This is a genomic window from Amaricoccus sp. (genome assembly GCF_017995835.1).
Lineage (GTDB): Bacteria > Pseudomonadota > Alphaproteobacteria > Rhodobacterales > Rhodobacteraceae > Amaricoccus.
Genome location: NZ_JAGOID010000018.1, coordinates 11531 through 25834 on the forward strand (window position 1 = coordinate 11531; position 14304 = coordinate 25834).

The 14304-nt window shown below is 72.2% G+C and carries 13 protein-coding genes; 8 read left to right on the plus strand and 5 right to left on the minus strand.

Translation table 11 applies throughout. The features are described from left to right. Positions 1-86: 86 nt before the first annotated feature. Complete coding sequence (locus KBA23_RS04845) at positions 87-929, minus strand: DUF4238 domain-containing protein (RefSeq protein WP_290737297.1); 843 nt, start codon at positions 927-929, stop codon at positions 87-89. Beyond that, the gene (gene thyX / locus KBA23_RS04850) at positions 922-1836 is read right to left on the minus strand and encodes an FAD-dependent thymidylate synthase (RefSeq protein ID WP_290737299.1); all 915 of its coding nucleotides are present in this window, start codon (positions 1834-1836) and stop codon (positions 922-924) included. The genes KBA23_RS04845 and thyX overlap by 8 nt, the downstream gene beginning before the upstream one ends. Positions 1837-1910: 74 nt before the next feature. On the opposite strand from thyX, the gene KBA23_RS04855 reads away from it, so the two are divergent. The 3 genes from KBA23_RS04855 to KBA23_RS04865 all read left to right on the plus strand — a co-directional run bounded on the left by KBA23_RS04855 (position 1911) and on the right by KBA23_RS04865 (position 4096). Further along, positions 1911-2339, plus strand: coding sequence for a VOC family protein (locus KBA23_RS04855; protein WP_290737301.1), 429 nt, complete (start codon positions 1911-1913; stop codon positions 2337-2339). Beyond that, positions 2306-3010, plus strand: coding sequence for a DUF1194 domain-containing protein (locus KBA23_RS04860; protein WP_290737303.1), 705 nt, complete (start codon positions 2306-2308; stop codon positions 3008-3010). The genes KBA23_RS04855 and KBA23_RS04860 overlap by 34 nt, the downstream gene beginning before the upstream one ends. Before the next feature lie 111 nt (positions 3011-3121). After that, positions 3122-4096 carry an SGNH/GDSL hydrolase family protein gene (locus tag KBA23_RS04865; protein WP_290737305.1) on the plus strand — a complete coding sequence of 325 codons (975 nt, stop codon included), beginning with the start codon at positions 3122-3124 and terminating at the stop codon, positions 4094-4096. A 10-nt stretch (positions 4097-4106) separates the two neighbouring features. On the opposite strand, the gene KBA23_RS04870 is transcribed toward KBA23_RS04865, so the two are convergent. Both KBA23_RS04870 and KBA23_RS04875 read right to left on the minus strand, forming a co-directional pair. Further along, complete coding sequence (locus KBA23_RS04870) at positions 4107-4460, minus strand: cupin domain-containing protein (protein ID WP_290737307.1); 354 nt, start codon at positions 4458-4460, stop codon at positions 4107-4109. Between the two features lie 74 nt (positions 4461-4534). Further along, the gene (locus KBA23_RS04875) at positions 4535-5113 is read right to left on the minus strand and encodes a DUF1285 domain-containing protein (protein ID WP_290737309.1); all 579 of its coding nucleotides are present in this window, start codon (positions 5111-5113) and stop codon (positions 4535-4537) included. A 372-nt stretch (positions 5114-5485) separates the two neighbouring features. Between KBA23_RS04875 and KBA23_RS04880 the strand changes: the two genes are divergently transcribed. The 5 genes from KBA23_RS04880 to KBA23_RS04900 all read left to right on the plus strand — a co-directional run bounded on the left by KBA23_RS04880 (position 5486) and on the right by KBA23_RS04900 (position 14005). Beyond that, complete coding sequence (locus KBA23_RS04880; RefSeq protein WP_290737311.1) at positions 5486-6493, plus strand: MoxR family ATPase; 1008 nt, start codon at positions 5486-5488, stop codon at positions 6491-6493. Beyond that, positions 6490-7413: a DUF58 domain-containing protein gene (locus KBA23_RS04885; RefSeq protein ID WP_290737313.1), complete on the plus strand. Its 924-nt coding sequence runs from the start codon at positions 6490-6492 to the stop codon at positions 7411-7413. Before KBA23_RS04880 ends, KBA23_RS04885 begins: the two co-directional genes overlap by 4 nt. A gap of 12 nt (positions 7414-7425) precedes the next feature. Then, a complete protein-coding gene (locus KBA23_RS04890; RefSeq protein ID WP_290737315.1) occupies positions 7426-10236 on the plus strand; it encodes a DUF4159 domain-containing protein in 2811 nt (936 codons plus the stop codon). 3 nt (positions 10237-10239) lie between these two features. Further along, positions 10240-12315 carry a hypothetical protein gene (locus tag KBA23_RS04895; protein WP_290737317.1) on the plus strand — a complete coding sequence of 692 codons (2076 nt, stop codon included), beginning with the start codon at positions 10240-10242 and terminating at the stop codon, positions 12313-12315. A 256-nt stretch (positions 12316-12571) separates the two neighbouring features. Continuing rightward, positions 12572-14005 carry an FAD-linked oxidase C-terminal domain-containing protein gene (locus tag KBA23_RS04900; protein WP_290737319.1) on the plus strand — a complete coding sequence of 478 codons (1434 nt, stop codon included), beginning with the start codon at positions 12572-12574 and terminating at the stop codon, positions 14003-14005. A 145-nt stretch (positions 14006-14150) separates the two neighbouring features. Here the strand turns inward: KBA23_RS04900 and KBA23_RS04905 are convergent, their stop codons facing one another. Continuing rightward, positions 14151-14297 (minus strand): hypothetical protein, encoded by a 147-nt coding sequence (locus KBA23_RS04905; protein WP_290737321.1) that lies wholly within the window; start codon positions 14295-14297, stop codon positions 14151-14153. Positions 14298-14304: the final 7 nt, after the last annotated feature.

Sequence of the window (14304 nt, forward strand, 5' to 3'; positions counted from 1 at the left end):
TGGTGGGTCGATAGCGGACCCTACGCTGGCTCGCCCATTGAGTTGGGCGGTCAGAGAGGTGGGTGCGAGCACCCGCTCTACTCTTGCTAGCGAGGAGAGACTAGCGATTGAACCAGATTCCTATTCTTCCCGGCGAACGTCTCGCTCTGCTTGCTCCACCCGATGTTTAACCGTCGAACTTGATCCGTGCTGATAGCGAATATTCTTCGTTCTCTGTTCACGGGGGTCTCTCCAACAAGTCCGATTGCAGTTGTTGGATTGATCGGCATCCAGTACTCGCGCCCATACTGCGCGTGGGGATCGGGAAACGCGGCAACTGGACGACCCCCGATGATGAACTCTCTTCCGGTGGGCGCAATAGCGAAAACTGGTATCAGTGCAGCCAGCGCTTTTAACACGGTATCACCCTGGTGGGCTAGGACTTGGGTTCGAACGTAGTCCTCGTCCTCTCTCACGGAATCCGGATGGAAGAAGTCTCTGCGCTCTTGGTCGCTCATACCGAATTCGGCTTCGACAGTTGCGGCAACATTCTTAAGCATGTCTTTTATACTAAGATGTAGACCAACATGATCGTGAAATTCCTTTGTCCTCTTAAATTGATTGTAGAATAGATGAGCGACGAATGCCTTGCTTTCATCAACTACGTACGGCTCGTAGCCGGCGTCGATTGCAGCCTCAACCTCCGCAACGAAACACGCGGCCTCGTCGTCCAGTTTTTGATATAAACCTCTTTCTAGCCCGTCGTCGATGACTCCGGTTCTGTAGCAAACAGAATTTAGATGTGATCCATAGAATACCGAGTTTATATTCCTAGCGTGAACGCCCTTATCCGCTGCGTGACGTGAATAGTAGTATAAGCTCTTACCCGAGAAACAGAACCGACGCAAAAGCCATTTAGGAACGTAGTGATGGCGCCGCGATCTAGACATTGCTCAGTAGCGCCCCCTCAAACTCCCGCCACTCGCCCGCGCTCATCCCCACGTCCTCGCGCGTCACCGTCTCGCCCTTCAGCATCCGGCGCAGGGCCTCCATGCCCTTGCCGGAGAACTGCACGGCGTTCAGGCGGTAGTCCTCGAAGGCGTCCCACGCCGCCGGCACCCAGTCCTTCACCACCTCGCACAGGGCTTCGGCGTAGGCGCGGATCTCGTACTGGGCGTGGGCGTCGGCGCGCAGGCGCAGGAAGTGGAAAAGGTTGTGCAGGTCGACCTTCCAGTACCACTGGGTGTAGACGTTCATCGGCAGGTTCATCCGGGCGAGTTCGCGGGCGAGGCCGGCCTGGCCGTCCTGCGACAGCATCGCCTCGTAGTGGTCGTAGGCGCGTCCGGAATCCTCGCGCAGGATCGCGAGGACCCGCGCCGCCTCGGCGCCCGCCAGCAGCTCGCCGCGGCCCTGGTTGTTGACCCGGCTCTGCGCGGCGAGGTGCTCCGGGGCGGGGATGTAGAACTCGCGGTCGAGGATCGAGTAGCGGGCGGAGTATTCGTTGACGTTGGCGGTGCGGTGGCGGATCCACTGGCGGGCGACGAACACCGGCAGCTTCACGTGCAGCTTGATCTCGCACATCTCAAAGGGGGTCGAGTGCCAGTGCCGCATCAGGTAGCGGATCAGGCCGGCGTCGTCGCGGGCGGTCTTCGTGCCCTGGCCGTAGGAGACGCGGGCGGCCTGCACGATGGCGGCGTCGTCGCCCATGTAGTCGACGACCCGGATCAACCCGTGGTCGAGGACCGGGATCGCCCGGTGCAGCCAGGCCTCCATCCCCGGCGAGATCGCGCGCGAGGTCACCCGGGCGTCGGCGCGGGCGGCGGCGATTTCGGCCTGTTGTTCCGGCGTCAGCGGCATATCTTTGTTCCCAGGGGGCGGGCGGGTGAGTCGCCGCCACTACATATGGCATTAGACCGCAAGGGGAGCCCCAGATGAAGATGAAATATCTCCATACGATGGTGCGGGTGAAGGATCTCGAGGCCTCGATGCGGTTCTACGGGCTGCTCGGGCTGAGGGAGACGCGCCGGGTGGAGAGCGAGCAGGGGCGGTTCACGCTGGTCTTCATGGCGCCGCCGGGGCAGGAGGAGTGTCCGGTGGAGCTGACCCACAACTGGGACGGCGACGCGGGGCTGCCGTCCGACAGCCGGCACTTCGGCCATCTCGCCTACGAGGTCGCGAACATCTACGACAAATGCGCCGAGCTGGCGGCGGCGGGGGTCGTCATCAACCGCCCGCCGCGCGACGGGCGCATGGCCTTCGTGCGCAGCCCCGACAACGTCTCGATCGAGCTCTTGCAGTCGGGGCCGGCGCTGCCGCCGGCGGAACCATGGAAAAGCGCCCCGAACGTCGGCCACTGGTAGCCGCGGCGCTCGCGCTGGGGCTCGCCGCCGCCGCGCCCGCGGCGGCGCAGGACTGCCGCATCGCGCTGGCGCTGGCCATCGACGTGTCCTCGTCGGTCGACGCGGCCGAGTACCGGTTGCAGGCCGGGGGCCTCGCCGCGGCGCTGCGCGACGCGCAGGTCGCCGCCGCCTTCCTCGCCGTGCCGGGGCAGGTCGTCGAGCTGACGATCTTCGAGTGGAGCGGCCGGCGGCAGCAGGCGACGGCGCTCGACTGGACGACCATCGCCAGCGCCGACGACCTCTATGACGTCGCGGCGCGGCTGGAGGCCTGGCCGCGCGCCTTCGCCCGCCACGCCACCGCCATCGGCGAGGCGATGCTCTACGGCGCCGAGGCGCTCGCCGGCCGGCCGGACTGCCCGGAGCGGATCATCGACGTCTCCGGGGACGGGGAGACCAACGACGGCATCTCGCCGCTGGTCGCCCGGCAGAGCCCGCTGCTCGAGGGCGTGACGGTCAACGGCCTCGTCATCGGCGTGACCCGTCGCATCCTGCGCCGCCACTACGAGGCCTTCGTGATCCACGGGCCGGGCGCCTTCGTCGAGATGGCGGACGACCACGGCGACTTCTCCCGCGCCATGCGGCGCAAGCTGATCCGCGAGTTGCAGCCGAGGGCCATCAGCATGGCGGACTGACGCGGCGGGATCGTGACATCGCGCTATGCGCGTGCCGCGTGCCGGCCTATGATCGCTTGCGGACCGAACGCGCGGCACGGGGACCGCGCGGGGCCGGAGGGGGACAGGATCATGCACAGGACGCTTCTCGCCTGCGGACTTGCCGCGGGCCTTCTGGCGGCGGCAGGCCAGGCTGGCGCCGCGACGTTCACGAGCTTCTGGGCCTTCGGCGACAGCCTGTCCGACGACGGCAACCTCTCCGCCGCCACCGGCGGGGCCGTGCCGGCGCCGCCCTACTGGGAGGGGCGGGTCTCCAACGGCCAGGTCTGGGCCGAGCACGTCGCCCGGCGCTTCTCCAACAACGACCTCGAGACCGGGAACTTCGCCTTCGCCTACGGCGCGGCCGGCGACCCGCCGCCGTTCAGCCCGGTGCCGTCGCCGCCGGTGCAGAACCTCTCCGGCCAGCTGGAGCTCTTCGACGCGGCGGCGCCGGGGCGGCTCGGCAAGCGGCCGCTGGCGAGCCTGTGGTTCGGGGCGAACGACCTGTTCTTCGGCGGCATCCCGACCGGCACGGCGGCCGCGGTCGGCACCGCGGCGGCGGACCGTGTCGCCGACGGCGCGCTGGCGCTAAAGGACCGCGGCGTGCGCGACGTCATGCTGTGGAACCTGCCCTCCATCGACGAGACCCCGGCCTTCAAGATCATCAACCCCGGCGGCGCCCAGCAGGCCAAGGAGGGCAGCGACGCCTTCAACGCCCGCCTCGACGAGCGGATCTCCGGCCTGCGCGACCAGGGCGTGCGGGTGACGAAGATGGACGCCCACGCGCTCTTCCGGGCGCTGATCGACGATCCGGCCGCCTTCGGGGTGATCGACGCGACGACGCCCTGCTACGTGCCGGGCACGGACATCTATTGCGGCGCGGACATGGCGCCGCTGCTCGCCTTCTTCGATCCGGTGCATCCGAGCTCGACGATCCATGCCGCGCTCGCCCGCGAGGCGCTGGCGCGGGTGCAGCCGGTTCCGCTGCCGGCGCCGGTGGCGCTGCTGCTGGCCGGTCTCGCGGCGCTCGGCGTCCTCGGGCGGCGGCGCGCGACCGGCGTCGCCTGACGGACGGCGGTCAGGGCTCCAGGACGGCGTAGATCTTCGTCACGCGGCCGAGCGATTCCCAGACGCCGCGGAAGCCGGCCGCGATGACGAAGGCCTCGCCCGGGCCGAACTCGACGGCGCCGCCGGTGCCCTCGAGGCGCACGCGGCCCTCGAGGAGCACGCACAGCTCGGTTTCCGTGTACTCGACGCGACGGACGCCCGCCTCCGAACTCCAGTGCCCGGCATGGAACCGGCCGGCGGCGTCCGTGAAGGCGTTCCAGACCGTCGAGGCGCCGGAGCCGGAGACGATCCGGTCGGGCGCGGCGTCGGCGGGCTCGCCCGCGCCCGCGCGCAGGACAGGAACGACATGGGCGGGCAGGTTCATCGCGGTCTCCTCGGCCGTTGCGGTGCGACGTGACCGGGCTTGCACGGGCGGTGCGTTTCCCGGGGGCGGCTGGGTTATCTCAGCATGTCGGCCGGCAGGAAGGGGAAGAAAACCCCGCCCGAGGCGACGCCGAACCACGGGGCGCCCGCGTGCAGCCGCTCCTCGCCGATCTCGACGAGCCGGTAGAAGCTCTTGCGGTCGATCAGCGCCTCCAGCCCGCGGCGCACGTGGACATACGGCGCGGGCTCGCCGGTCTCCGGGTCGAGCGCCACCCGGATCGGGTTCTCCGGTCCCGCCGTGGTCTCGTCGCCGACCTGGGTCGTGAAGGTGATCCGGCGTTCCGCGCCCTCGCCGGCGACGGTGAAGTCCACCGCGACGAAGGGGGCGTCGTCGACCCGGATGCCGACCTTCTCCACCGGGGTGACGAGAAAGTAGGCGTCGCCCTCGCGCTTCAGGATCGAGGAGAACAGCCGGACCAGCGGCTGCCGGCCGATCGGCGTGCCGAGGTAGAACCACGTGCCGTCGCGGGCGATGCGCATGTCGAGATCGCCGCAGAAGGGCGGGTTCCAGAGATGCACCGGCGGCGGCCCCCGGCGCGCCGCCCGGGTCGCGGCGGTGGCCAGCGTGTCAGCGGATGGGGCGGGGTCGGCCATGGCGTCCTCCTCGCCGGCGAGGCTAGCCCCGGGCGACCGCGGGCGCAACTCGGCCCGGCAGGTTCCGCCCGCTGCGCGGCCGTCCCGGCGCCGCGTCGGCGTCGCGCCCGGTTGCAGCGTCGCGCCCGCGGCGCGCTGCGACGGCGGCGCGGGCGGCGCCGTTTCCCTGCCCCGACGGCGGCGCGGGCGGACGCCATCTCACGGCCCGACGGCGCGAGGGGATGCGCCGATGCGCCACAGGACGGGACAATCCGCCGGGCTTTCGCAGTTGTGACGCGCGAGAGGTTTGCCGCGTCGCCGGGGGCGGATATGCTCGCCCGATTGGCGATGCCCCCGGGCGGCGGGTCGCCGTCTCGGTTTGGAGGTAGGCGGATGACGGATGCCGACGGGCTGGTGCCGGAGATCGAGGCGACGGGGGCGAGGCTGGCGCGCACGCGCGAGATGATCGCCCGCCGCATCGTCGGCCAGGAGAGCGTCGTCGAGCACACGCTGATCGCGATCCTCTGCGGCGGCCACGGGCTGCTCGTCGGCGCGCCGGGCCTGGCGAAGACCCGGCTGGTCGAGACGCTCGGCGTCGTGCTCGGGCTCGTCGCCAACCGCGTGCAGTTCACCCCGGACCTCATGCCGGCCGACATCCTCGGCGCCGAGGTGCTGGAGACCGGCGCCGACGGCAGCCGCGCCTTCAAGTTCATCGAGGGGCCGATCTTCTGCCAGCTGCTGATGGCCGACGAGATCAACCGCGCGAGCCCCCGCACCCAGTCGGCGCTCCTGCAGGCGATGCAGGAGAAGGAGGTCTCCGTCGCCGGCCAGCGTCGCTTCCTGCCGCGGCCGTTCCACGTGCTCGCCACCCAGAACCCGATCGAGCAGGAGGGCACCTATCCATTGCCCGAGGCGCAGCTCGACCGGTTCCTGTTGCAGATCGACGTCGGCTATCCGAGCCGCGACGAGGAACGCGAGATCGTGCTCTCGACCACCGGCGTCGACGAGGCGCTGGCGGAGCCGGTCTTCGACACCGAGAGCCTGATGGCGGCGCAGCGGCTGGTCCGCCGGCTGCCCGTCGGGGAGGCGGTGCTCGACCGCATCCTCGATCTCGTGCGCGCCGCCCGCCCGGGCACGCCCGACGCCCATCCGGCGGTGCGCGACGCGGTGAGCTGGGGGCCGGGGCCGCGCGCCGCCCAGGCGCTGGCGCTCGCCATCCGGGCGCGGGCGCTGATCCAGGGGCGGCTCGCGCCCGGCGTCGACGACGTGGCGGCGCTGGCGCATCCGGTGCTGGTGCACCGGATGGCGCTCGGCTTCGCGGCCCGCGCCGAGGGCCAGACCCTGACCGAGCTGATCTCGCGGCTCGTGGACGACGTCACCGGGCTGGAGGCCGCCGCGTGATCCAGCCCCCGCCCCCGCGCGGCCGGCACAAGCCGCAGGGGCCGGTCGGCCTGCGTCGCGACGCCGAGAAGGTCGCCGGCGCGTTGCCGCCGCTGCTCGCGGAGGCCGAGCGGCTGGCCGCATCGGTGGCCATGGGCTTCCACGGCCGTCGTCGCGCCGGGCAGGGCGAGAGTTTCTGGCAGTACCGCCAGGCCATGCCGGGCGACGCGCGCGCCTCGGTCGACTGGCGGCGTTCGGGCAAGTCGGACCAGCAGTTCATCCGCGAGATGGAGTGGGAGGCGGCGCAGACCGTCTCGTTCTGGGTCGACGACGCGCTGGCCATGGACTACCGCGATTCCGACGACGCCAGGGCCCGCTCGAAGTTCGAGCGCGGCGCGCTTCTCGCGCTGGCGCTGTCGGTGCTGCTGATCAAGGCCGGCGAGCGGGTCGCGCTCATGGGCACCGACGCGGCGCAGCCGCAGCCGGGCCGGGCGCAGCTCAACCGCATGGCGCTGGCGCTGGGCGGCCCGTTCCGCGAGGGCCGGCCCGATTATGGCGCGCCGCCGGCGGACCGGTTCGCCCGCGGGGGCCGGGCGGTGTTCCTCTCCGATTTTCTCGGCGATCTCGACGGGCTCGCCGGGCCGATGGCCCATGCCGCCGACCAGGGCGTGCGCGGGGTCTTCGTGCAGGTGCTCGACGAGAGCGAGGAGGCCTTTCCCTTCGACGGCCGGCTGATCTTCGAGAGCATGGGCGGCGGGTCGCGTTTCGAGACGCAGCGCGCCCGGGCCTTGCGGGCTGCCTACCGAGAGCGGCTGGCGGAGCGGCGGGCGGCGCTGGCGGAGCTGGCGGCGCGGTTCGGCTGGCGCATGCTGCCGCACCGGACCAGCCAGAGCCCGCGCGCGGCGCTGCTCTGGCTCTACATGGCGATCGGGGAAGGGTAGGGGACGGCGGCGATGACGATCGGCCCGATCGCCTTCCTTGCGCCGTGGCTGCTCGGCGCGCTCGTCGTCCTGCCGGTGCTGTGGTGGCTGCTGCGCGCCGTGCCGCCGGCTCCGGCACGGCGGCGGTTTCCGGGCGTGCGGCTGCTGCTCGGCCTGCGCGACGCTGAGCGCATGCCCGAGCGCACGCCATGGTGGCTGCTGCTCTTGCGCATGGTCGCGCTCGCGGCCGCCTTCGTCGCCTTCGCGGAGCCGGTGCTGAACCCGGAGCGCCCGGGCGCGGGCGGGCCGCTCCTCGTGGTGGTGGACGGCGGCTGGGGCGACGCGCCGGAATGGACGGCGCGGTCGAGCCGCATCGTCGGCGCGCTCGACGACGCCGCCCGCGACGGACGGCCCGTGGCGGTGGTGTCGCTGGCGGCCCGGCCTCCGGCGGAGCGGACGCTGCCGCTGCGTCCGGCGCAGGACTGGACCGGCCGGCTCGCGGGTCTGGCGCCGCGGGCCTGGGGGCCGGATCGCGCGGCGTGGGCCGGGTGGATCGCCGGGCTCGAGCCGGGCGGCTTCGAGACGCTGTGGCTGACCGATGGCATCGGCGACGGCGGCGAGACGGCGCTGGCCGCGGCGCTGCTCGACCGGGGGCGGGTGACGGTGATCGGGCCGCGGGCCGACGCGCTGGCGCTGACGCCGCCGCGGCTCGACGGCGGCGCGCTCGTGGTGACGGCGGTGCGGCCCGCCGCGGGCGCGGCGCGGCCGGTCGGCGTGGTGGCGATCGGGCCGGATCCGAACGGGATCGAGCGCGCGCTCGGGACCGCCGCCGGGAGTTTCGCCGCGGAGGAGACGGCGGTGGATCTCGCGTTCGACCTGCCCGTCGAGCTGCGCAACCGGGTGGAGCGCGTGGCGTTGACCGAGGGCCGGTCGGCAGGCGGCGTGGCCCTGGCCGACGACAGCGTGCGCCGGCGCAAGGTGGGGCTGATGGCCGGCGGGTCGGGGGGCGAGGCGCAGGAGCTGATCGATCCGATGCACTATCTGCGCAACGCGCTCGAACCTTTCGCCGAGCTGATCGAGGCGCCGCTCTCCGACATGCTCGCCGCCGCCCCGGACGTGCTCGTCCTCGCCGACGTCGGCGACCTCGGCGAGGACGAGCGGGCGGCGCTCACGGGCTGGGTCGAGGCCGGCGGGCTCATGATCCGTTTCGCCGGGCCGCGGCTCGCCGCATCGGGCGCCGGCCAGCTCGACGCCGACCCGCTGCTGCCCGTGCGCCTGCGCGCGGGCGGCCGCAGCGTTGGCGGCGCGATGTCCTGGGGCGCGCCGCGGTCGCTGCAACCCTTCCCGGAGGCGAGCCCCTTCGTCGGGCTCGACGTGCCGGAGGAGGTCGAGATCACCGCGCAGGTCATGGCGCAGCCCGATCCGGACCTGCCCGACCGGGTGCTCGCGAGCCTCGACGACGGCACGCCGCTCGTCACCGGCGCAGGCCTCGGCCACGGGCGGGTCGTGCTCTTTCACGTCACCGCCAACGCCGACTGGTCGAACCTGCCGCTGTCGGGCCTCTTCGTGCGCATGCTGGAGCGGCTGACCCAGAGCGCAGGGGGCATGGCCGGGGGCGCCGCGACGCTCGACGGCGGGGTCTGGACTCCGGTTGTCGTTCTGAACGGCTTCGGCGACGTCGAGGCGCCGACGCTGATCGCCGGGGTCGCGGGCGACCGGCTCGCCGCCGAGCCCCCGTCCGAGGAGATGCCCCCGGGCGTCTACGCCAATGGCGAGCGCCGCGTCGCGCTCAACGTGATGCGGTCCGGGCAGGCGCTGGCGCCGCTGGCGCCGTTGCCCGACGGCGTCGTCGTCGAGGCGCTGGAGCGTCCGCGGGAGACCGCGCTCGGGCCGTGGCTCCTCGCGCTGGCGCTCGGGCTGCTCGCGGTCGACGTGCTCGCCACGCTGCTCCTGTCGGGTCGGCTCGGCCGCGCCGCGCGCGCCGCGGCGGCGATCGCCGCGCTGGCGCTCGTCCTCCCCGGCCAGGGCCATGCCCAGACGGGGGAGGCCCAGACGGGGGAGGCCCAGACGGGGGACGTCAGGAGCGGCGACGCCGAGGCGGTGCTCGCGGCCAACGAGACGGTGCTCGCCTATGTGCAGACCGGCAACGCGCGCGTCGACGCGGTCAGCCGGGCCGGGCTCGTCGGGCTCAGCGCGGCGCTGTTCACGCGCACCGCCGTCGAGCCGGGCGAGCCGGTCGCCGTCGACCTAGAGCGCGACGAGCTCGCGCTCTACCCCTTCCTCTACTGGCCGATCGTCGAGGGACAGGCGACGCCGTCGGCCGCGGCCTATGCCAGGCTCAACGACTACATGCGCCTCGGCGGCATGATCCTGTTCGACACGCAGGACAGCCAGCTCGGCGGCGCCCTCGGGGCCAGCACCCCGAACGGCCGCGTGCTCCAGCGCATCGCGCTCCGGCTCGACGTGCCGCCGCTGGAGCAGGTGCCGGCCGACCACGTGCTGACCCGGACCTTCTACCTGCTCCAGGATTATCCCGGCCGCTACATGGCGGCGCCGGTCTGGGTCGAGGCCGCCGCCAACGCCGAGGAAGTCGAGGGACTGCCGTTCCGCAACCTCAACGACGGGGTCTCGCCGGTGGTGATCGGCGGCAACGACTGGGCCGCGGCCTGGGCGGTGGACGAGGACGGCCAGCCGGCGTTCCCGGTCGGCCGCGGCATCTCCGGGGAGCGCCAGCGCGAGATGGCGCTGCGTTTCGGGGTGAACCTGATCATGTACGTGATGACGGGGAACTACAAATCCGACCAGGTTCACGTGCCGGCGCTTCTTGAGCGGCTGGGGCAGTAGCGCATGGACCGGACCATCGTCTTCGACCCGCACCTGCCATGGGCCGCGCTCGGCCTTCTCGCGGCGCTGTCGCTCGTCGTGGTCGGGCTGGCGCTCTGGCGGGGCCTGTCGGGCTGGTGGCTGCGGGCCCTGGCGGCGGCGACGCTGCTCGTCGCGCTCGCCAATCCTTCGCTGCGCGACGAGGACCGCGCGCCGGTCTCCTCGATCGCTGTCGTCGTCGTCGACGACAGCGCCTCGAACCGCATCGGCGATCGGTCCGGGCAAACCGCCGCGGCGCTCGCCGATGTCCGGGCGGAGCTGGAGCGTCTCGGCGAGGGCGGGAGGCTCGAGACCCGCGTCGTCCATGTCACCGATCACGGCGACGGGGGAACCCAGCTTCTCGGCGCGCTGGCCGAGGCCGCCGCGACGCTGCCCCCGGACCGCATCGCTGGCGCGATCCTGATCACCGACGGCCAGGCGCACGACCCCGAGGCGCTCGCCGGCTTTCCCGCGCCGGTCCACGCGCTGCTCACCGGCTCGGCGAAGGACTGGGACCGCCGGGTGGTGGTGGAGACCGCGCCGGCCTTCGCCATCGTCGGCGAGCCGGTCGAGCTGCGCCTGCGCATCGAGGATCTCGGGGCCGCGCCGCCGGCCGCGGGCGCGGCGCCGCTCATGATCGCGCTCGACGGCGGCGAGCCGCTGCGCTTCGACGTCCCCGTCGGCGCGAGCGTCGGCCTGCCGGTGATGCTGAACCGGGGCGGGGCCAACGTCCTCGAGATCTCCACCCCACCGGTCGCGGGCGAGTTGACCGAGCGCAACAACGCCGCGATCGTCACCATCAACGGCGTGCGCGACCGGCTGCGCGTGCTGCTGGTCTCGGGCGAGCCCTATCCGGGCGAGCGGACCTGGCGGAACCTGCTGAAGTCCGACAGCGCGGTGGATCTCGTGCATTTCACCATCCTGCGGCCGCCGGACAAGCAGGATTTCGTGCCGGTCTTCGAGCTCTCGCTGATCGCCTTTCCGACGCAGGAGCTGTTCATGGAGAAGGTCGACGAGTTCGACCTGATCATCTTCGATCGCTACCGGCGGCGCGGCATCCTGCCGAACGACTATTTCGAGAACATCGTCCGCTACGTGCGCGAGGGCGGCGCGCTGCTGGTCTCCTCGGGCGAGGAGATCGCCGGCGCCGACAGCCTGGCGCGCTCGCCGCTCAACGCGGTGCTGCCGGTCGCGCCGACCGCGCATGTCTTCGAGGAGGGCTTCAAGCCGCGCATCAGCGAGGTCGGCGCGCGCCACCCGGTCACCGCCGGGCTCGAGGCGCACGCCCCGCATCCGCCCGACGCGGACGGCGCGCCGGGCTGGGGCCGGTGGTTCCGCATGGCCGAGGTCGAGGCGCTGGCGGGCGAACCGGTCATGGAGGGGCCGGAGGGCAGGCCGCTCCTCGTCCTCGCCCGCGAGGGCGAGGGCCGGGTCGCCGCGCTGTCCTCGGACCAGGCGTGGCTGTGGAGCCGGGGCTACGAGGGCGGCGGGCCGCAGGCGGAGCTCCTGCGCCGGCTGGCGCACTGGCTGATGAAGGAGCCTGAACTGGAGGAGGAAACCCTGTCCGGCGTTCGCCGGGACGAGAACCTGCTCGTCAGCCGCCGCACCCTGGCCGAGAAGATCGGGGCGACCGAGGTGACGAGCCCCTCCGGCGCGACGACCGAGATCGAGATGGTCGAGGTGGCGCCGGGGCGCTGGGAGGGCCGGTTGCCCGCGGAGGAGAATGGCGTCTGGCGGCTGGCGAACGGCGACCTGGCCGGCGTGGCGGTGGTCGGGCCGCGGGCGCCGCGCGAGTTCGCCGATCCGGTCTCGACCGGCGCCGTGCTCGGGCCGCTGGCCGAGGCGACGGGCGGCGGCACGAAGCGGCTGGAGGACGCGATCCCGGGGATACGGCTGGTGCACGAGGGCCGGGTGGCCGAGGGCCGGGGCTGGATCGGCGTCGTCGACCGCCAGGCCTACCAGCTGCGCGACATCCGCCAGGTCGGCCTCGCGCCGGGCTGGCTGATGCTGCTGCTGGCCGGGTTCTTCGCCTTCGCGGCGTGGCGGGTCGAGGGGCGCTGATCCCTCCGGCCGGCGCCGCCGGCCGGACCCAGGCGCCGCGGCGACCGTGTGCAGGCGGCCCCGTTGCGCCCGCGGCGCGCTGCGACGTGGCGGATGCGGCGCCGTATTTCCGCTCCCGGCGCCGGGCGAAGGGGCCCGAGGCGGACCGGAGGCGGATCTTCCAGCCTTGTTCCAGCCTTGCGACCGGCCTTGGCTTCCGCCGGCGTGGAACCTATCATGTCGGCTACGAGGCCTGTCCCGTTCCGCGAGGATCCCCATGGAGATGCCAGCGCCCGATCCGGCGATCCTCGCGCGCAAGGCCGACATTGTGCGGCGGTTACAGGAGGCGCTGCCGGCGGGCGGCGTGATCTTCGAGCCGAACGAGGTGCGCGCCTACGAGTGCGACGCGCTGACCGCCTATCGCTGCCCGCCGCTCGCCGTCGTGCTGCCGGGCTCGACCGAGGAGGTCGCGGCGGTGATGCGGCTCTGCCACGAGATGGGCGTGCCGGTCGTGCCGCGCGGGGCGGGCACGAGCCTCGCCGGAGGGTCGCTGCCGACGGCGGACGCGGTGCTGATCGGGGTGGCGCGGCTGACGGAGGTGCTGGAGGTCGACTACGCCAACCGGTTCATCCGGGTGCAGGCCGGGCGCACCAACCTGAGCGTCACCGGCGCGGTCGAGGCGGAGGACTTCTTCTACGCTCCCGACCCTTCGAGCCAGCTCGCCTGCGCCATCGCCGGCAACGTCGCGATGAACTCGGGCGGGGCGCACTGCCTGAAGTACGGCGTGACCACCAACAACCTGCTCGGCGTGACCATGGTGCTGATGGACGGCACGATCGTCGAGATCGGCGGCGCGCATCTCGACGCGCCGGGGCTCGACCTGCTCGGGGTGGTCTGCGGCTCGGAGGGACAGCTCGGCGTCGTCACCGAGGCGACCTTGCGCATCCTGCGCAAGCCGGAGGGGGCGCGGCCGGTGCTGTTCGGGTTCGGCTCGAACGAGGTGGCGGGGGCCTGCGTCTCCGACATCATCCGCGCCGGCGTGCTGCCGGTGGCGATCGAGTTCATGGACCGGCCCTGCATCCGCGCCTGCGAGGCCTTCGCCCATGCCGGCTATCCGGACGTGGAGGCGCTGCTGATCGTCGAGGTCGAGGGCTCGGAGCCCGAGATCGCCGAGCAGCTCGCGAAGGTGATCGTCATCGCCGAGCGGCACGCGCCGGAGGTGATCCGCGAGAGCCGATCGGACGAGGAGAGCGCGCTGATCTGGAAGGGGCGCAAGTCGGCCTTCGGCGCGATGGGGCAGATCGCCGACTACATCTGCCTCGACGGCACCATCCCGGTCAGCGAGCTGCCCTTCGTGCTGCACCGGATCACCGAGCTGACCGAGGGCTACGGGCTCGGGGTCGCCAACGTCTTTCACGCCGGCGACGGCAACATGCACCCGCTGATCCTCTACGACGCCAACAAGCCCGGGGATCTGGCGAAGGCCGAGGCGCTCGGCTTCGACATCCTGCGGCTCTGCGTCGAGGTGGGCGGCTGCCTGACCGGCGAGCATGGGGTCGGGGTCGAGAAGCGCGACCTGATGGACGTGCAGTACGCGCCCGAGGATCTGGAGGCGCAGCTCCGGGTCAAGGACGTGTTCGATCCGCGGTGGCTGCTGAACCCGGCGAAGGTGTTCCCGCTCGCCCATACCGCGGGGCGTCGGGCCGCGTGAGGGCGGCGGCGTCGCTGCGGTCGCGCTCGCTCACACGCGTGATAGGAGGGCGAAGCCATTGGTGGATATGGGGTTTCTCGCGTCGTTTACCGCGGGGAAACCTTCGATAACGCATGTCAGCGGGGCTGATGCTTGCGTTTCCCGGTCAGGCCGGCGAGGCCGTTTTCAGCACGCCGAGGAACCATTCGATGAGGATCAGAAGCCAGTCGAACAACAAGCCGCCGCCCAAGGCGAGCCCATACCAGAGGACGAGGCAGGGCAGCCAGACCGCGAGCGCGGCGGCGATCGTCAAGGCGAGG

Excerpts from the sequence above, each read along its gene's own strand:
- KBA23_RS04890 (WP_290737315.1), top strand. The coding sequence starts at position 7,426 with ATGACGATCGGCCCGATCGCCTTCCTTGCGCCGTGGCTGCTCGGCGCG.
- KBA23_RS04855 (WP_290737301.1), top strand. The coding sequence starts at position 1,911 with ATGAAGATGAAATATCTCCATACGATGGTGCGGGTGAAGGATCTCGAG.
- KBA23_RS04875 (WP_290737309.1), bottom strand. The coding sequence starts at position 5,113 with ATGGCCGACCCCGCCCCATCCGCTGACACGCTGGCCACCGCCGCGACC.
- KBA23_RS04900 (WP_290737319.1), top strand. The coding sequence starts at position 12,572 with ATGGAGATGCCAGCGCCCGATCCGGCGATCCTCGCGCGCAAGGCCGAC.
- KBA23_RS04845 (WP_290737297.1), bottom strand. The coding sequence starts at position 929 with ATGTCTAGATCGCGGCGCCATCACTACGTTCCTAAATGGCTTTTGCGT.
- KBA23_RS04865 (WP_290737305.1), top strand. The coding sequence starts at position 3,122 with ATGCACAGGACGCTTCTCGCCTGCGGACTTGCCGCGGGCCTTCTGGCG.
- KBA23_RS04860 (WP_290737303.1), top strand. The coding sequence starts at position 2,306 with ATGGAAAAGCGCCCCGAACGTCGGCCACTGGTAGCCGCGGCGCTCGCG.
- KBA23_RS04895 (WP_290737317.1), top strand. The coding sequence starts at position 10,240 with ATGGACCGGACCATCGTCTTCGACCCGCACCTGCCATGGGCCGCGCTC.
- thyX (WP_290737299.1), bottom strand. The coding sequence starts at position 1,836 with ATGCCGCTGACGCCGGAACAACAGGCCGAAATCGCCGCCGCCCGCGCC.
- KBA23_RS04870 (WP_290737307.1), bottom strand. The coding sequence starts at position 4,460 with ATGAACCTGCCCGCCCATGTCGTTCCTGTCCTGCGCGCGGGCGCGGGC.
- KBA23_RS04880 (WP_290737311.1), top strand. The coding sequence starts at position 5,486 with ATGACGGATGCCGACGGGCTGGTGCCGGAGATCGAGGCGACGGGGGCG.